Origin of the sequence: Actinoplanes lutulentus (genome assembly GCF_003259845.1) — a bacterium.
In the GTDB taxonomy this organism is placed as follows: Bacteria; Actinomycetota; Actinomycetes; order Mycobacteriales; family Micromonosporaceae; genus Actinoplanes; species Actinoplanes lutulentus.
The window spans coordinates 25,469-40,950 of sequence record NZ_QLMJ01000002.1 but is presented as its reverse complement, the minus strand read 5'-3'; the positions used below and the strand labels follow the sequence as shown (position 1 = coordinate 40,950).

The following is a 15,482-nucleotide window of genomic DNA, read 5'->3' as shown; positions in this document are numbered from 1 at the left end:
TCGCCCGGGTTACCGGTCGAGGGCGATAGCGAGCCGGCGCAGCCAGTGCTGTCCGTCGCCCTCGACCTGCGGGTACTCGTCGGTGAAGTTGCGCCAGTCGATGTCCGGCAGGTTCAGGACGGTCTCGGCGGTGAAGGCGTCAGCCTCGCCGCCGAGTTCCGGCCGCAGCAGTTCCCGGACCAGCCCCAGGTCGACGGTGGTGTACTCGGCCAGCAGCACCGCGTCGTAAAGATCCTTGCCCTGCGGATATCCGTCGGTCACCAGCCACATCAGCTTCCACGCCAATGACAACTCAGCGGTCGCGGCAAAGATCCGCTGTCCGAACACGGTGATCGGCGACGCCGGGATCGGCAGGTCCTCGCCGAACACGACGTCGATCTGCACGGATCCGTCCGGGATCCCGGGCGCACCAAACGGGATGACCAGCCGCCGCCCGTCGGCGCGCTCATACGTCCAGATCGCCGATTCGGCTGTCTCCGCCGGCCGCAGCCCGGCTCCGGGCCTGGCCGTCACCGCCGCGACGATGTCGTCGAGCAGGGCACGCGCCGCCGGGCTGTCACTGGTCATCGAGGCCGGGATGGCCACGAAGTCGAGGTCGCCCGGTTCGCGGGCGGCCGCACCGAACCAGGCTGCCATCGCGGCACTGCCTCGCAGCACCAGATGCTCGGCCGCGCCGCTTCCGCCGATCACGGTGAGCAGGTGCCGCAGTGCCGAGCGCCGGGCTTGCTGCCAGCGCAGTCCGAGCTCGGGATCGGTGAAGGTCGGTTCCCCGGCCCGGTACGCGTATCCGTGCTGTTTGAGCGCCGGGTCGAATGCGGCCCGCTGCTCGATCTCCCACCCGTCCGGGAGCGGTCGATACGTCACGGGATAGCCGGCCGCGCCGGCCGGAGCGACCCGGCGCACGTCCTCGTACCGGGAGTTGTAGAACGGTGGGGTCGGCGGGTTCAGCCAGCCGTGGTCCAGGTCGAGATGGCTGTCGTGCACCACGTACTCCTGCTCGGCACTGACCACCTCGTGGCCTGCCGCCCGAAAATCCTCGACAAGACGGTCGAGCCGCTCGGCCGCGGACTGCCGGCCGACATGCCGGCAGCGCTGATTGACGAACCGCTCCTGCGCGCCATCGCTGTCCCGGCGCCGGGCGTTGCGGGACAGCCGGGCCCCGTGCCGCTCGGCGACCTCGGTGACGGCCAGCAGCTCCACGATCCGAGCCGAGGACAGTCGCACCTTCACGTGGTGTTCGAAGTATCGGTCGGCCGGCTCGGTCTTGGCATCGGCATCGGTCTCCGGCACCCCGGCCGACCACGGTGTCGCCTCGATCTTGGATCGTTGCGGCGCGAACCCGGCGGCCGACAACCGCTCACACCACTCGCGGACCACGGCCTGCTGTGCCTCGAGGGTTCCGGAACCGTGCAGGGTGAGCATCGGCTGCGAGCGCCACGTGCCCCGGTCCAGCTCGATGTGCAGGAACTTCAGACCGTGCTCGTCGGCGAACTGCCGCAGCGCGGGTCCCTCATGCGCCCGCACCGTGATGTGCGTTTCGAAGGTGCCGTCGATCACCGAGGGAGCCTATCCAGGCGCCGGGCGTCGAACAGGGTTCGGGTGGAGTGGGCGACGAAACTGCCCTGCTCGCGGATGCGGGCGTCCATCGCCACCAGTTGCGGACGGTAACGCTCGACGTCGAAGTCCGGCACCCACCACACACATCTGCGCAGCAGCCACACGACCGCGCCGACGTCGAAGAACTCCATCTTCAGGCGTACCAAAGGGGCTTGATCCACGCGCAGACCCGCAGCTCGCGCCGCTGAGGTCTCCGCGCGCGGATCTCGCGCGAGGCGCTGCCGCGGCAGCGGGCCGGTGAAGAACTCGATCAGCTCGAACGCGGACGCCGGGCCCACGTGCTGCGCCAGATAGGTGCCGCCCGGCGCGAGCACCCGCGCGATCTCGCCCCACGCCGGATCGACCGGGTGACGGCTGGTGACCAGGTCGAACTCGCCGTCGGCGAACGGCAGCGGCGCGCCCTGCTGCACCTCGACGACCTCGACGCCGCGCGGGCCGAGCAGGTGGCGGGCGCGTTCGGCGTTCGGCGGCCAGCCCTCGGTCACGACCGTGCGCCGCGCGAGGCGCGGCACGCCGGCGAGCACCTCACCACCACCGGTATCAAGATCAAGAGCGGACTCGGCGCCGGGCAGGCGATGGGCCAGCACTCTTTGGTACGCCCACGGGGGCCGTTCCTCCAACGCCCGGCCCCGCAACCAGCCGAAATCCCAGCCGGTCACGTCCGCCGCAACCGCCTCGCTGATCAACTCTTCGAATCCCCGCACGCTGTCATGCTCGCGCGAGCGTCAACCGGGTTTCGCTATGCCAACGTGACCATCCCGGCAACGATCGCGTGGCATCATGCCCGGATGCGGCAGTCAGTGATGCTCGTACACAACCTGGTGACGGCACTCGATCCGTTCGACAATCTGGAAGCGGAACATCGGGCGCACACCCTGGGATGGTTGCGCAGCACCGGTGACGTGTTCCGGCGGGTCAAGCCGGCCGAGCCGGCGCAGCACCTCGTGTCGTACGTGGTGCCGGTGGACCCGGCCAGCGGCAGTGTGTTGCTCGTCGATCACGTCAACGCCGGGCTGTGGCTACCGCCCGGTGGTCACGTCGAAGTGGACGAGGACCCGCGTGAGACGGCGGCTCGTGAGGTGCGCGAGGAGCTCGGTGTCGACGGCGGGATCGACGAGAATCCGCTGTTCCTGACCGTCACCCGGACCGTCGGAATGGATGCCGGGCATACGGACGTGAGTCTGTGGTTCGTACTCTCGCTCGGTCTTGATCAGAGCCTGACCCCTGATCAGGGTGAGTTTCGCGAGGTGCGGTGGTGGTCGCCGGAGGAGTTGTTCGCGGCGGATCGGGCGCGCTTCGATCCGCACTTGTTCCGGTTCCTGGCGAAGGCATCTCACCTGATCACGCGGTAGGTCAGGTGGGTGACGCCGCTGCCGTCGATGACCTCGGGGCCGTCGAGGCGGATCGGGGCGATCGTGAGGCCGCCGAAGAAGCTGATGCCCTCGCCGAGCAGAACCGGTATGAGCGACACGGTGATCTCGTCGAGCAGGCCTGCGTCGAGGTATTGCCTGGTGAGCGTGGGTGTGGAGACGGCGACGACGCGTTCGCCGGCGACCGTCTGGGCGGCGTCGAGGGCGGCGATCGCGTCCGGGTAGAAGCTGACCGGCAGGTCGTCGCGCGGCCAGCCGGCGGGCAGCGTGTGGCTGACCACGAAGATCGGGCAGCCGGCCGGGTGCCGCCCCTTCCAGCCGTCGGTGCGCTCGAAGAGCCGGCGGCCGCAGATCAGCGCGCCGACCGCGCCGCTCACCGCGGGTCGCAGGAAGCGGGCGCTGGCCTCGGTGACGTGAAACGTCCAGCGGGGGTCGGCGCTGGGGATCTCGACGTCGCCGTTCTGGTACCAGCCGAAGAGTTCGCCGACGCCGCCGTGCTCGTCAGCCACGAAGCCGTCGAGCGACATGGACAGCGCGGACACGACTTTGCCCACGGCGGCCCTCCTTCGACGAGTGTCTCCGCAGACTCGTCCCTGCTGCCGTTCCTGGCAATATGCAGGGGATGCCACAACACGTGAGGGTGACCAAATGTCACATATTCACTCACGCAAGTCGGTGCTCGCTGCTGCTCTACTGAAGTCATGTCGGTGAACTGGGACGCCGTCGGCGCGGTGAGTGACGGGATCAGCGCGACAATCGTCACCATCGCCTGCGTCTACGCGTATTTCCAGCTGCGCGAAGCTCGGGTGAACAGGCATTTGACGGCGCTGCTGGCCTTTCAGGAGAAATACCATTCCATCGAGGCCCGCGAGTTCCGGCGGCGATTGTTGTCGAAGGAGTTCGGGTCACCCGAGGAGTTCGACGCGGACCGGCTGAGCCGGGAGGACTTCCACCGCTTCTGGCAGATGCTGGACCAGTTGGAGGTTCTCGGCGTCCTGGTCGAGAAGCGGCACATCGACATCGATCTGGTGATCGCCTGTTTTCACCGGTCGCCGCCGATGGTGTGGGCGGCGGTGAAGCCGTACATCGAGGCCAGGAGGGCGACGGCCTCGCCACTCGAGTCGGTCCATCTGGAGAATCTGGTGCAGCGATACCGGCGTTCAGCCGGCCTCCCCGCGGACTTCTGGGATCGCCTCGGCGTGCGGTAGCTCGGGGCGGGTGGCCCAGGTGATCGCCTTCTCGATGAGGGTCCAGGCCAGGAAGGCGGCGACGGTGAGCGGGACCATGACGTACCAGTCGCCGAGGATGCCGAAGTCGTCGGTGCGGCCCATGGTGTGCACAACGCTGATCACGGCGAGCGGGGCGCAGGAGATCGCGATGACGAGGTAGCGGAGCCAGACGCGCTTGTTGCTGATTTCCGGGGTGTTCTCCATGGCGATGACTCTGGCAGCGGCACCGGGTCCGGCGGATCTGCCGGCAGCGGGATTCTCGCCTCTATCGGAAGGTATAGGCATAGTGGGGCTGTGCCGAACCTGGATTTCTATGCCGCGGACGAGGACTGGTCCGCGGTGCTTCGGACGGTGTTCGAGCTGGGGCTGTTCCGTGTCTTCGAGTCCGGCTCGCGGCACGATCACCAGCTGCGTGAGTTCCGGGCCCTCGACAAGGTGCCTGCGGATCAGCATGGACGGCACCTGCAACTGCTGGTGGTCGGTGCCGGACCGGAGCCGGTGGCGGAACGTATCAACTTCGTTCCCGGGGTCGTCGATGCCACGTTCCGATACACCTGCGAGGGCTGGGGGCTCATTCAGCTGGATTACGGCGGCCTCTTCGGGACGGAGGAGTTGCGCTGGACCCACACCAATCACAACAGCGAGAAACGCGCGTCAGCGTGGGCAGGAACCATTCGCCGCCTGGGTGATCCGGCCGCGTGGGACTGGCCGGCTGTCACCAGTGCCTCCAGCAAGCTGAATCGGGCGATCCGCCGGATGGCCGTCGACAAGATCGGTCCGCACCCGGTGCTGCCGCACGCCGCTCGGGTCATCGCGGACGCGAACCTGCGGTACGAGTACGGAACCGGGATTCACGCGACGCCGTCGTTCGGCATGGCTTCCTCGGTGTCGCCGAGTGGGGTCGAACCACCGGCCTCCGCCTTATGAGGGCGGCGCTCTTGCCTCCTGAGCTACGGCGACATGACGTGCGTGGACCCGGCCGGGGTCGAACCGGCCACCTCCTGTTTGCAAGACAGGCGCTCTCCCAGATGAGCTACGAGCCCTTCAACAACAAACTGCGTGCCCTCGGCGCGATTCGAACGCGCACCGTCCAGGTCCTCGGCCTGGTGCCTCTGCCTGTTGGGCCACGAGGGCTTCCACTTGCGTGCGTGTCCCCGGAGAGATTCGAACTCCCGGCCGCCGGATCCGTAATCCGGTGCTCTATCCGCTGAGCTACGGAGACGTGGGCCCACCCGGCCGGACAGCCGGGTGGGCGGCGCGGCGCGAGAGAGAAGCACGCGGCGCCGATGGAGAAAGGTCGATAAAAAGAAAGCCGCCCGGTTTCCGGAGTCGGAAAGGGCGGCGCGTGAGTCGCTAGCGGAGTGCTAGGCGCGCCACCTCAGGAGGAGCACTGCTCGTCGCATCATCGTCGTGCCCCTTTCCCGTCGTGGTGAGTACGACGATAGGCAGCTGGCGCGGCACCGGCAATCTATTTAAACGGCGGGCGGGTGGCGTCGGCGATGGCCTTGTGGGAGACGTGGGCGGTGAGGCCGCCGTCGACGACGATCTCGGCGCCGTTGACGTACGCGGACTCATCCGACACCAGGTAGACGATGAGCGGCGCCACGTCCGCCGGGACACCGACCCGGCCGAGTGGGATCTCCGGCAGGGCCGCGTCGAAGAACTCCTGCGGGGCGGAGTCCATCAGCGGGGTGTCGATGAGGCCGGGCATCACGGCGTTGACCCGGATGCCGCGGATGCCGAGTTCGAGCGACGCGCTGCGGGTGAGGCCGCGCAGGGCCCACTTGCTGGCGGTGTACGGCGCGGCGGCGTGCCCGGAGATCGCCGCGACCGAGCAGATGTTGATGATGGACGAGCCGGCCGGCATGAGCGGGACCAGGGTTTTCATGCTGTACATCGGCCCGGTCACGTTGATCGCCATGACGCGTTCCCAGTTGGCCGGGTCGATGTCGGGCAGCCGGTCGCGGCCGGTGACGCCGGCGTTGTTGACGATGGCGTCGATGCGTCCGTAGGTGGATCGCAGGTCCGAGGCGAGGATCTGCCATTCGTCGAGGCGGGACACGTCGAGCAGGCGGATGCCTTCGCCGGGCAGGACGTCGGTGGCGATCACTGTGGCGCCCTCGGCGCGTAACGCGTCGACCTCGGCGGCGCCCTGACCGCGTGCCGCACCGGTGACCACCACGATCTTGCCCGCGCACCGTCCGCCCATAGCCGGAATTGTGCCTGGTGGCCCAGACTGGTCGCATGGGATGGCGCATCCTGGCCGACGCGACGATGGTGCTGCACTTCGCCTTCGTCGCGTTCGTGGTGGCCGGTGGCTTCCTCGCGTGGCGGTGGCCGAGGGCGATCTGGGCGCATCTGCTGGCCGCGAGCTGGGGTCTGGCAATCGCGGTGTTCCGGTTCAACTGCCCGCTGACCTGGGTGGAGGATCGGGCTCGGGAGCGGGCCGGCAGTGCCGGGCTGAGCGGCGGTTTCATCGACACGTACCTGACCGGGGTGATCTATCCGGAGCGGTTCCTGGTGCCGATCCAGGTGCTCGCCGCCGTCGTCGTCGCGGTCTCGTGGGTCGGCGCGGCGCATCGGCGACGCCGAGCGGCGCCGGCTCGCCGCTGAGAAAAACTCACACCAGGACTCGGGAGACCATGTGCCTGACGGCTGCGGGTTCGGGCGAGGCTCCGGTACGGTCCGCGAAGAGCAGATGTCCGGTCCCGATCAGGATCGCGGCGAGCGTGTCCACATCGGCGTCGGCCGGGACGCGTCCGCGGGCGCGTTCGTCTTCGAGGTATCCGGCGATCATGAGGGCGCCTTCGGTGAGCACCGGGACACCGGCGGGCCAGGATTCCCGGAGCCGGGCGCGTAGCTCGTCGCGGAACGTCACGAGGGCGACGATCGCGACGGCGACCGACCCGAACAGGGCCGTCAGGGCGTCGGCGACGTTGTCGACGACGGTGGCGGTACCGGCGGCTTCGGTGAGCCGGGCGGCCTGGGCGTCCATCCGGTGGACGCGGTCGAGCACGTAATCGGCGAGGAATGCGTCGAAGTCGGTGAAGTGCCGGTGCAGGACACCTTTGGCACATCCGGCCTCGGTGGTGACGGCGCGGCTGGTCAGCGCGTCGGGGCCGGCGGTGAGCAGGATGCGGTCGGCCGCGTCGAAGAGCTGTTCGCGCACGTCACGGATGGCTACCCCTGTCGGCAACGCCTCGCCTTTCCTATAGTGGGCACATGCCCACTCCGAATGAGCTACGTCGGATCGCGGAGTCGTTCGGCCAGGACGCCGAGCGTTACGACCGGACCCGGCCACGCTATCCCGAGCCCATGGTCGAGCGGATCGTCGCGGCCCTGCCGAGCCCGAAAAGCGTGCTGGATGTCGGTGTCGGCACCGGCATCGCGGCCCGGCAGTTCCAAGCCGCCGGGTGCCGGGTGCTCGGCGTCGATCCGGACGAGCGGATGGCCGCGCTCGCCCGCACGCACGGCATCGAGGTGGAGGTGTCAGCCTTCGAAACCTGGGATCCAAAACGCCGACGCTTCGACGCGGTGATCGCCGGGCAGACCTGGCACTGGGTGGATCCCCTGGCGGGCGCACAACAGGCGGCGCGGGTGCTGCGGCCGGGCGGGATGATCGCGCTGTTCTGGAACGCGTTGGCGCCGAGCCCGGAGGTGGCGGCCCGGTTCGGCGAGGTCTATCGCCGGGTGGCGCCGAGCCTGCCGTTCAACCCGTGGGCAGTCCCGAAGAACACGGGAACCGGCTTCCACGACCGGGCCGCTGACGGCCTCCGGGAGAGCAAAGCCTTCAGCGAACCCGTTCTCTGGAACTTCGACTGGGAGCACACCTACACCCGGGAGGCCTGGCTGGACATGGTTCCGACCGCGGGCGGTCACAACCTTCTCCCGCCCGGCGAACTCCAGGCGCTGCTCGACGGCCTCGCCGCAGCCCTCGACGGCACCGTCACGATCGACTACACAACAGTGGTGACTACGGCTTCAACAGCGAATCCGTAAGACCGGTACTGCCCGCCGGATATTCCAGCAGTGGCACCTTCCCATCGGCCCACGCCGCCGTCACCGGTTCGACGATCCGCCAGCACTGTTCGGCGACGTCGGCCCGGATCGACAGGGTCGGGTCGTTGTCGAAGACGCCGCGCAGCACCTCACCGTAGGGCGGCAGGTCGCCCGGTCCGAAGCCCGCTTCCAGTGTCACCTGGTCCAGCACGAACGGGTCGCCGGGTCCGTTGATGTTGAAGTCCAGGGCCAGCTTGTCCGGGCCGAAGCCGATCCGCAGCCGGTCGTGTTCGTCGTATCCGGTCAGGCCGTCCGGGACCCGGGGCGGGCAGCGGAACGTGATCACGGCTTCCTTGCGGCTGTCGCCGATCGCCTTACCGGAGCGCAATCGGAACGGCACACCGGCCCAGCGCCACGTGTCGACGGCCAGCACGACTTCGGCCAGGGTCTCCGTGTTGCGGGACGGATCGACGCCGGGCTCTTGCGCGTACCCGGGAAGTTGTCTGCCCTGCAGTGAGCCGGCGGTGTATCGCGCTCTGCGGCTGAAGGCCGCGGGGTTGCCCTCCCAGATGTGGGTGGCGCGCAGGACGTCGGCGAGGCGGTCGCGGAGTTCGCCGGCGTCGAGGCTGGTGGGTGGCTCCATGGTGAGCAGGCCGAGGATCTGCAGCAGGTGGCTCTGGATCATGTCGGCGAGGGCGCCGGCGTGGTCGTAGTAGCCGGCGCGGTTCTCCAGGGCGAGGTCCTCGTCGAAGACGATGTCGACCGAGGCGACGTGGGTGCTGGTGAGCAGGGGTTCGAAGATCCGGTTGGCGAAGCGCAGGCCGAGGATGTTGAGGACCGTGGATTTGCCGAGGAAGTGGTCGACGCGGTGGATCTGTTTCTCGGGGACCAGGCGGGTCAGCAGGCTGTTCAGCTCAGCGGCCGCCTGTGATGACGTGCCGAACGGTTTCTCCAGCACGAGGCGAGTGCCCGGCGGCAAATCGACGTCGAGGAGAACAGAGCAGGCGCGGGCGGTCACGGCGGGCGGCAGGGCGAAGAAGATCGCCGGAGGTCCGTCCGCAGCGGCGAGCACCGCACGGAGATCATCTGCCTTCGTGACGTCTGCCTGGATATAGCGGGTTTTATCCCAAGAAAAACCGAAGGAATCGCTCACCCGCGAACGCCAGCGCGCGTCGTCCCAGTCCTCTGTCGCCGCGCCGATCAGTTGCAGGCCCGGGACGTGTCCGGCGGCGAGCAGCGCGCCGAGGCCGGGCAGCAGCAGCCGGGCGGTCAGGTCGCCGCTCGCGCCGAGAATGATGAGGCTCTGGTCCGTCATGGATTCCCGATACCCGCGGGACCGGGCCGGTACTCGACTTCGGGGCGCCCGGGTCCGCCGTATCGCGGGCTGCGCACCACCCGGCCGGCGTCGGCGAGGTGTTCGAGGTATCGGCGGGCGGTGACCCGGGAGGTTCCGGTGCGCCCGGCGACCTCGGTGGCGGAGAGCCCGGCCGGTGCGGCTGATCGCAGCGCGCCGAGGATCAGGTCGAAGGTGCGCTGGTCGAGGCCTTTCGGCAGGGTGTCACCGGTGGCGCCGCGCAGGGTCGCGAAGACCCGGTCGACCTCGTGCTGGGCGGCGACCTGGCCGGCTTCGAGCAGCTGGCGGCGGTAGGAGGCGTACCCGTCGAGTTTGTCGCGGAACGCGGCGAACGTGAACGGTTTGAGCAGGTAGTGGGTGACGCCGAGGGCGACGGCCTGGCGAATCATGTCGATGTCGCGGTTCGAGGTGACGGCCAGGACGTCGGTGCCGCTGCCGGCGGCGCGCAGGGCGCGGGCGATCTCGAGGCCGTGTTTGTCGGGCAGGTTGAGGTCGAGCAGCACCAGGTCGATCGGTTCGGCGCGCAGCCGGGTCATGGCGTCGCGGGCGGTGTGCGCGACGGCGACGACGGTGAATCCGGTTACGCGTTCGGTGTAGGCGCGGTGGGCTTCGGCGATCAGTGGTTCGTCGTCGACGACGAGGACGCGGATCACGACGGCACCGGGAGCCGGACGGTCAGCACCGCTCCCCCGTCCTCCGGCGACGAGATCTCGTAGGTTCCGCCGTACCGTTCGGCGACCTGCCGGACCAGGGACAGGCCGATGCCGTGTCCCTCGCCCTGCTTGGTCGACCAGCCGCGCCGGAACGCGGCAGCTGCCTGCTCGGGGCTCAGCCCCGGCCCGTTGTCGCGCACCCTGACCAGCACCTCGGCGTCGGCGTGCCGGATCAGGACCTCGACCTTGCGGGGCAGGTCGCGGCCGGCGACGGCTTCCAGGGCGTTGTCGACCAGGTTGCCGACGACGGTGAGCAGGTCGCGGGCCGGCAGCGGCGCGCCTTCCACACCGCCTTCCAGCCGGGATGAAGGGTCCACGGTCAGTTCGACGCCGCGTTCTCCGGCCTGGGCGCTCTTGCCGAGCAGCAGCGCGGCCAGGGCGGGTTCCTCGACGGCGCCGACGACCTGGTCGGTGAGCTGCTGGGCCAGGGCGAGTTCGGCGGTGGCCAGTTCGATCGCCTCGTCGGTGCGGCCCAGCTCCACCATGGTCAGCACGGTGTGCAGGCGGTTCGCGGCTTCGTGGGCTTGGGCGCGCAGAGCTTCGGTCAGACCCCGTACCGAATCGAGCTCGCCGGTGAGCGCGCGCAGTTCGGTGTGGTCGCGCAGGGTGAGCACGGTGCCGAGCAGACGGCCGTCGAAGCGGGTCTCGCGGCGGCTGGCGACCAGCGTCCGGTCACCGACCAGGACCGGTTCGTCGACGGTCGGGCGTTGTTCGCTGATCAGGGCGGCCACTTCGTCGGGCAGGTCGGTCGGTCCTTCTTCCAAAACACCCAGCAGGCGGCGACCCTCATCGTTGATCAACTCGACTTCGCCGTCGCGGCCGACGACCACGAGGCCCTCGCGGACCGCGTGCAGGACGGCGTCGTAGTACTCGTACATCCTGGTCATCTCGGCCGGGCCGAGGCCGTGAGTCTGGCGCCGCAGGCGCCGGCTGAGCAGCCACGCCCCAGCGGCGGCGAGCAGCAGCGCGATGCCGGTCGCGGTCGCGACCACCGGCAGCTGCGCGATCAGGTTGCGGTTGATCGCGGCGGTGGTGATGCCGACGGAGACCAGGCCGATGACGCTCACGGTCCCCGGTTCGAAAACCGCGACGACGGTACGCACGGAGTCCCCGAGGCTCCCCCGATACTCCTCGACCACGGTTCCGCCGTCGAGCGCGCCGTCGATGTTCCCGGCGAACGGCAGGCCGATCAGCCTGGTGGTGGGGTGGGTGTACCGGGTCCGGTCGGGTGCCATCACCACGATGAAGTCGGTGCCGGTCGCCTTCCTCGTCGCCTCCGCCCAGGGTTGCAGGGCGGCGGTCGGGTCGCTGCTGTGCAGCCCGTCGACGACGGCCGGGGACAGCGCGATCGTCTCGGCGACGGCTTTGACCTCCTCGACCGCGGCGTTGCGGGCGTCCTTGCGGGCCAGCAGCACGGCGCCGGTGGTGCCGACCGCGACCAGCAGGGTCACGACCAGCACTTGTAACGCGAAGAGCTGTCTGGCGATGCTCCACCGCTTCGTCACGCTTGCACGCCTTCCGAGTTCGCCTTCGGGTGAACAGAATGAACTCAATCGTGATCTGGAGTGAGACCCAGGCCACATTCACGTCATGGAAACCGCACCCGCCCCGAAGGTCAAGAAGGACCGCACCAGATACCTCTATCCGGCTGTCGTCGTGGCCGTCCTGCTCGGCATCGGCGTCGGCTTCCTCGCGCCCGACTTCGCCGTCGAGCTGCGCCCGATCGGCACCGGCTTCGTCGATCTGATCAAGATGATGATCGCCCCGGTCATCTTCTGCACCATCGTCCTCGGGGTCGGCTCCGTCCGGCAGGCCGCGAAGGTCGGCAAGGTCGGCGGGCTCGCCCTCGGGTATTTCCTGACGATGTCGACGGTGGCGCTCGCCATCGGTCTGGTCGTCGGCAACCTGATCCACCCCGGTTCCGGCATGCAACTCAACGAGACGATCGCCGCCGCCGGTCAGAAGGCCGTCGGTGAGACCGGCAGCGAGAGCACCGCCGACTTCCTGCTCGGCATCATTCCCACCACGCTGATCTCCCCGCTGACCGAGGGCAACGTGCTGCAGACGCTGCTCGCGGCCCTGCTGGTCGGCTTCGCGTTGCAGGGCCTCGGCGAGTCGTCCGCGCCGGTGCTGCGGGCGATCGGCCTGTTCCAGAAGGTAGTCTTCCGGGTCCTGGCGATGCTGATGTGGCTCGCCCCGATCGGTGCGTTCGGTGCGATCGCCGCGGTCGTCGGCGCCACCGGCGTGGACGCGCTGATCAGCCTCGGGCAGATCATGCTCGGCTTCTACCTGACCTGCGCGATCTTCGTCTTCGGCCTGCTCGGCGCGATCCTCTGGATGGTGGCCCGGATCAACATCTTCACCCTGTTCAAATACCTGGGCCGGGAGTTCCTGCTGATCGTCTCCACGTCGTCGTCGGAGTCGGCGCTGCCGCGACTGATCGCGAAGATGGAACACGTCGGGGTTTCGCGGCCGGTCGTCGGGATCACGGTGCCTACCGGGTATTCGTTCAACCTCGACGGCACCGCGATCTATCTGACGATGGCGTCGCTGTTCGTGGCGTCGGCGATGGGTGATCCGCTATCGGTCGGCGAGCAGATCTCCCTGCTCGTGTTCATGATCATCGCGTCCAAGGGTGCCGCCGGGGTGACCGGTGCCGGGTTGGCGACGCTGGCGGGTGGGTTGCAGAGCCACCGGCCGGATCTCGTCGACGGTGTCGGGCTGATCGTGGGCATCGACCGGTTCATGTCGGAGGCGCGGGCGCTGACGAACTTCGCCGGCAACGCGGTGGCGACGGTGCTGATCGGGACGTGGACTCGCGAATTTGATCGGGAGAGGGCAGCGCTGGTGTTGAGCGGCGGCGACCCGTTCGACGAGTCCACGATGGTTGATGACCACGGCCCGTCTTCAGAGCCCGCACCGACGACCAAGCCGGAGCCGGCGGCGACGCCCTCGTGAAGAAGCGCCACCCCGCTGCTGCGGGGTGGCTTCTCTCTATCCCACGGCGTCCCGGAAAATTTCCGCCGCTCGTTCCGCCACCTCGGCGTCGGTCCCGTCCCACAATTCTTCAAGCCACGGGCCGGCGAAAAGCCCCACCAACGTAGGCACCCCATCCGCCGCGCTCGCGTCCAGCCACTCGCAGATCTCGTTCTCACCAGGCCCGTGAACCCGGTAATACCCCGCCGCATGTTCAGGCCAGAATCGGCGCTCGAACCGCAGCACCACCTTTTCCACCCGCCCCATACCGAGCCGCCCCACCGCGACCCGATGCCTATCCGGAAGAGCAGGCGCAAAGCCGATTGTCGCGAGAACCGGCAGAGGCACTGTCACAATCGCCGCATCAAAATCGGCCACCTGCCCATCACCGACAAGCGTGACGCCACGCTCCCCAACCCGAATCTCGGTCACCGGCCGCTGCAGCCGGACATCCACCCCGCCGGCCAAATGCTCCACCAACAGCCGATATCCCCCGACGATCCACCGATCCCCTTCGCCGACCCCGGGCTCGAACCCATAACGCGCACTCAACCACGACAACGGCGCCCCGGAATCCATCACGATCTCAGCGTCCACAAAATCGCGAATCGCCGCCGCCGCAAACCGCCCAGGCTCCCGAAGCCACTCACCCACCACATCCCCGATCGCCGCCTGCGGCGACGCAGACCCAAGCCGAGCGCGCAACTCACCCTCTAATTCCTTGGGTACGCCCAAACGAGCCGGCCCCAGCACCAAAGGATCCGTGAAATCGGTGGCAACAACGGCGAGCCCGATTTCTTCAGCAAGCCGAGCAAGAACGTTGTCGTCATACTGCTGAAGCCAGTTGGCGCCCAGGTCAAAACCGAACCCGCCGACGTCCACCCCGGTAGTCCGCCCGCCGACCCGGTTCCGGGCTTCCCAGACCTCAGCCGCGACACCCCGCCGACCGAGTTCCCGGGCGGCGCCGAGGCCGGCCATCCCGGCCCCGACGACAGCGATCCGAAGGTGCCCGGCTTCAACAGCCCACTCCGCGGCGGCAACTCCTTGCTCATAGGCCCCATGAGTCATCCCGGCCCGGGTCGGATGCGTAGCCTCCCCAGCGATCCGCAACCGCCCACCGACCGGCTCCCCGAGTGCGGCCCGATCAGCAGGCGACCCGCCACGCCCGATCAGACTCCAGGACCCCCGAGCCCAGGGATCATCCCCCCACCGAGAAACAGCCGAAGCCACCAGCACACCCATGCCCGCAGCATAGGTTTCCAAGATCCACCCGCGCCTCGGCATTTCGCCTGCCGATCTTGTTGACCGGTGAGGCTATCGTCGCGGTATGGGTGCTCCTGCTACATATCCGCGGGCCATCGGACTGGCCGCTCTGCAAGCCGTCCTCAGCAGCGCATGGATCGCCGCTCGCGAACTCCCACCGGCAAAGCGCCGCCTGGCGCGACTCGGCACGGTGGCGGTGGTGGGAGCGGTCGGATACCTGGTATCACCGGACGACGCCTCCACCTCAGAGGACGCCTTTGATGCTGATGCCGAGCTGATCGTCGGAGAGAACCCGTTCCCGGTGAGTGAGGGTGCAGCCACCAGCGAGCCCGAGCCGCCTTTCGACAAACGCAAGGCAGCCCTGGCCGTGGGCGCGATCGGCCTGAGCGTCGCCGCGATCGTGGCCCGCCACCAGCTGGAGAAACGCTGGCTGACCCGCCTCACCCGAAACGGCCACACCCACCCAACCCGAGCCCTGGCCGTACGCATGGCCGGCCTCGAATTCGCAGCCCAACTGGCATTTCAGTTCGCCGACGTCCGCAAGGCCCGCTCTCGCACGTCGTAGCGACAGAGCGGACACCGATAAGGTCTGCGTAGTCAAGTAAGCGGTCCGACAGGCTTCCCGAACCTGGATATGCCTCCCATCCGCACGATCATTTCGTGCAGTTGCACGAAGGCAATGAACGACTGGTCACCGTCAAGCACATGGCGGGCACCTATCTGCACAATGCCGTCGATCGGGATGTCGCGGAATTCGCTGCGGACCGGTTCATGAATAGTGCTGTGCGCCCGAGCCGGCACCTGCTGACGTTCGCCGCCCGAGAAACTGAAGGAACGGTCGCACTTCACGTTGCTCGATGAGCAGCGGGTGGCGTACGAGCTGGTGCTGCACGCGGTTGAGCGGGCCCGCCAGGACGACCACAACCGGGTAATGGTGGTCGCCGGCGGTCCGGGCCATTTC

Annotated in this window: 17 protein-coding genes and 4 tRNA genes; 7 read left to right on the top strand and 14 right to left on the bottom strand. The window is 68.4% G+C overall.

Translation table 11 applies throughout. The features are described from left to right. Nucleotides 1-9: 9 nt before the first annotated feature. Nucleotides 10-1,557 carry a nucleotidyl transferase AbiEii/AbiGii toxin family protein gene (locus B0I29_RS03645; RefSeq protein ID WP_245972199.1) on the bottom strand — a complete coding sequence of 516 codons (1,548 nt, stop codon included), beginning with the start codon at nucleotides 1,555-1,557 and terminating at the stop codon, nucleotides 10-12. Further along, nucleotides 1,554-2,321, bottom strand: coding sequence for a class I SAM-dependent methyltransferase (locus B0I29_RS03640; protein ID WP_111647408.1), 768 nt, complete (start codon nucleotides 2,319-2,321; stop codon nucleotides 1,554-1,556). Before B0I29_RS03640 ends, B0I29_RS03645 begins: the two co-directional genes overlap by 4 nt. Nucleotides 2,322-2,405: 84 nt before the next feature. On the opposite strand from B0I29_RS03640, the gene B0I29_RS03635 reads away from it, so the two are divergent. Further along, on the top strand, nucleotides 2,406-2,969 hold the full coding sequence (locus B0I29_RS03635) for an NUDIX hydrolase (protein WP_245972197.1): 564 nt from the start codon (nucleotides 2,406-2,408) through the stop codon (nucleotides 2,967-2,969). On the opposite strand, the gene B0I29_RS03630 is transcribed toward B0I29_RS03635, so the two are convergent. Then, nucleotides 2,951-3,541, bottom strand: a complete 591-nt coding sequence (locus B0I29_RS03630; protein ID WP_111647407.1) for a dihydrofolate reductase family protein — start codon at nucleotides 3,539-3,541, stop codon at nucleotides 2,951-2,953. The two genes, B0I29_RS03635 and B0I29_RS03630, sit on opposite strands and share 19 nt — an antisense overlap. Before the next feature lie 147 nt (nucleotides 3,542-3,688). Between B0I29_RS03630 and B0I29_RS03625 the strand changes: the two genes are divergently transcribed. Further along, on the top strand, nucleotides 3,689-4,195 hold the full coding sequence (locus tag B0I29_RS03625; protein ID WP_111647406.1) for a DUF4760 domain-containing protein: 507 nt from the start codon (nucleotides 3,689-3,691) through the stop codon (nucleotides 4,193-4,195). Here B0I29_RS03625 and B0I29_RS03620 read toward each other — a convergent pair. From B0I29_RS03620 to B0I29_RS03595, 6 genes are all read right to left on the bottom strand, one after another. Further along, nucleotides 4,148-4,420 carry a hypothetical protein gene (locus B0I29_RS03620; protein ID WP_111647405.1) on the bottom strand — a complete coding sequence of 91 codons (273 nt, stop codon included), beginning with the start codon at nucleotides 4,418-4,420 and terminating at the stop codon, nucleotides 4,148-4,150. The two genes, B0I29_RS03625 and B0I29_RS03620, sit on opposite strands and share 48 nt — an antisense overlap. A 682-nt stretch (nucleotides 4,421-5,102) precedes the next feature. Beyond that, a tRNA-Met gene (locus tag B0I29_RS03615) sits at nucleotides 5,103-5,176 on the bottom strand. 10 nt (nucleotides 5,177-5,186) lie between these two features. Further along, a tRNA-Ala gene (locus B0I29_RS03610) sits at nucleotides 5,187-5,259 on the bottom strand. Nucleotides 5,260-5,276: 17 nt separating this feature from the next. Continuing rightward, nucleotides 5,277-5,350 (bottom strand) — tRNA-Leu (locus B0I29_RS03605). Between the two features lie 15 nt (nucleotides 5,351-5,365). Further along, a tRNA-Arg gene (locus B0I29_RS03600) sits at nucleotides 5,366-5,438 on the bottom strand. 246 nt (nucleotides 5,439-5,684) lie between these two features. Continuing rightward, on the bottom strand, nucleotides 5,685-6,425 hold the full coding sequence (locus B0I29_RS03595; protein WP_111647404.1) for an SDR family NAD(P)-dependent oxidoreductase: 741 nt from the start codon (nucleotides 6,423-6,425) through the stop codon (nucleotides 5,685-5,687). A gap of 35 nt (nucleotides 6,426-6,460) precedes the next feature. Here B0I29_RS03595 and B0I29_RS03590 point away from each other — a divergent pair, with 35 nt between their 5' ends. Beyond that, nucleotides 6,461-6,829: a DUF2784 domain-containing protein gene (locus B0I29_RS03590; protein ID WP_111647403.1), complete on the top strand. Its 369-nt coding sequence runs from the start codon at nucleotides 6,461-6,463 to the stop codon at nucleotides 6,827-6,829. A gap of 7 nt (nucleotides 6,830-6,836) precedes the next feature. Here B0I29_RS03590 and B0I29_RS03585 read toward each other — a convergent pair whose 3' ends face one another. Further along, complete coding sequence (locus B0I29_RS03585; RefSeq protein WP_245972195.1) at nucleotides 6,837-7,385, bottom strand: TetR/AcrR family transcriptional regulator; 549 nt, start codon at nucleotides 7,383-7,385, stop codon at nucleotides 6,837-6,839. Between the two features lie 53 nt (nucleotides 7,386-7,438). On the opposite strand from B0I29_RS03585, the gene B0I29_RS03580 reads away from it, so the two are divergent. Next, complete coding sequence (locus B0I29_RS03580; RefSeq protein WP_111647401.1) at nucleotides 7,439-8,215, top strand: class I SAM-dependent methyltransferase; 777 nt, start codon at nucleotides 7,439-7,441, stop codon at nucleotides 8,213-8,215. Here the strand turns inward: B0I29_RS03580 and B0I29_RS03575 are convergent. From B0I29_RS03575 to B0I29_RS03565, 3 genes are read right to left on the bottom strand one after another with little or no spacing between them, the layout of a single operon-like run. After that, complete coding sequence (locus tag B0I29_RS03575; protein WP_111647400.1) at nucleotides 8,190-9,530, bottom strand: glucose-6-phosphate dehydrogenase; 1,341 nt, start codon at nucleotides 9,528-9,530, stop codon at nucleotides 8,190-8,192. The genes B0I29_RS03580 and B0I29_RS03575 overlap by 26 nt on opposite strands. Then, nucleotides 9,527-10,222, bottom strand: coding sequence for a response regulator (locus B0I29_RS03570; protein WP_111647399.1), 696 nt, complete (start codon nucleotides 10,220-10,222; stop codon nucleotides 9,527-9,529). The genes B0I29_RS03575 and B0I29_RS03570 overlap by 4 nt, the downstream gene beginning before the upstream one ends. Then, complete coding sequence (locus B0I29_RS03565; RefSeq protein ID WP_111647398.1) at nucleotides 10,219-11,787, bottom strand: sensor histidine kinase; 1,569 nt, start codon at nucleotides 11,785-11,787, stop codon at nucleotides 10,219-10,221. Before B0I29_RS03565 ends, B0I29_RS03570 begins: the two co-directional genes overlap by 4 nt. Nucleotides 11,788-11,872: 85 nt before the next feature. On the opposite strand from B0I29_RS03565, the gene B0I29_RS03560 reads away from it, so the two are divergent. Beyond that, nucleotides 11,873-13,240, top strand: coding sequence for a cation:dicarboxylate symporter family transporter (locus B0I29_RS03560; protein WP_111647397.1), 1,368 nt, complete (start codon nucleotides 11,873-11,875; stop codon nucleotides 13,238-13,240). Between the two features lie 36 nt (nucleotides 13,241-13,276). Here the strand turns inward: B0I29_RS03560 and B0I29_RS03555 are convergent, their stop codons facing one another. Further along, on the bottom strand, nucleotides 13,277-14,500 hold the full coding sequence (locus tag B0I29_RS03555) for a flavin monoamine oxidase family protein (RefSeq protein WP_111647976.1): 1,224 nt from the start codon (nucleotides 14,498-14,500) through the stop codon (nucleotides 13,277-13,279). Between the two features lie 85 nt (nucleotides 14,501-14,585). On the opposite strand from B0I29_RS03555, the gene B0I29_RS03550 reads away from it, so the two are divergent. Next, complete coding sequence (locus B0I29_RS03550) at nucleotides 14,586-15,086, top strand: hypothetical protein (RefSeq protein WP_111647396.1); 501 nt, start codon at nucleotides 14,586-14,588, stop codon at nucleotides 15,084-15,086. Between the two features lie 95 nt (nucleotides 15,087-15,181). After that, nucleotides 15,182-15,382: a hypothetical protein gene (locus tag B0I29_RS46515; RefSeq protein WP_245972194.1), complete on the top strand. Its 201-nt coding sequence runs from the start codon at nucleotides 15,182-15,184 to the stop codon at nucleotides 15,380-15,382. Nucleotides 15,383-15,482 lie beyond the last annotated feature (100 nt).

What these genes read in the sequence shown, in the direction of transcription:
- B0I29_RS03635 (WP_245972197.1), top strand. Translation starts at nt 2,406, where the DNA reads ATGCGGCAGTCAGTGATGCTCGTACACAACCTGGTGACGGCACTCGAT.
- B0I29_RS03625 (WP_111647406.1), top strand. Translation starts at nt 3,689, where the DNA reads ATGTCGGTGAACTGGGACGCCGTCGGCGCGGTGAGTGACGGGATCAGC.
- B0I29_RS03620 (WP_111647405.1), bottom strand. Translation starts at nt 4,420, where the DNA reads ATGGAGAACACCCCGGAAATCAGCAACAAGCGCGTCTGGCTCCGCTAC.
- B0I29_RS03595 (WP_111647404.1), bottom strand. Translation starts at nt 6,425, where the DNA reads ATGGGCGGACGGTGCGCGGGCAAGATCGTGGTGGTCACCGGTGCGGCA.
- B0I29_RS03590 (WP_111647403.1), top strand. Translation starts at nt 6,461, where the DNA reads ATGGGATGGCGCATCCTGGCCGACGCGACGATGGTGCTGCACTTCGCC.
- B0I29_RS03580 (WP_111647401.1), top strand. Translation starts at nt 7,439, where the DNA reads ATGCCCACTCCGAATGAGCTACGTCGGATCGCGGAGTCGTTCGGCCAG.
- B0I29_RS03575 (WP_111647400.1), bottom strand. Translation starts at nt 9,530, where the DNA reads ATGACGGACCAGAGCCTCATCATTCTCGGCGCGAGCGGCGACCTGACC.
- B0I29_RS03560 (WP_111647397.1), top strand. Translation starts at nt 11,873, where the DNA reads ATGGAAACCGCACCCGCCCCGAAGGTCAAGAAGGACCGCACCAGATAC.
- B0I29_RS03555 (WP_111647976.1), bottom strand. Translation starts at nt 14,500, where the DNA reads ATGGGTGTGCTGGTGGCTTCGGCTGTTTCTCGGTGGGGGGATGATCCC.
- B0I29_RS03550 (WP_111647396.1), top strand. Translation starts at nt 14,586, where the DNA reads ATGGGTGCTCCTGCTACATATCCGCGGGCCATCGGACTGGCCGCTCTG.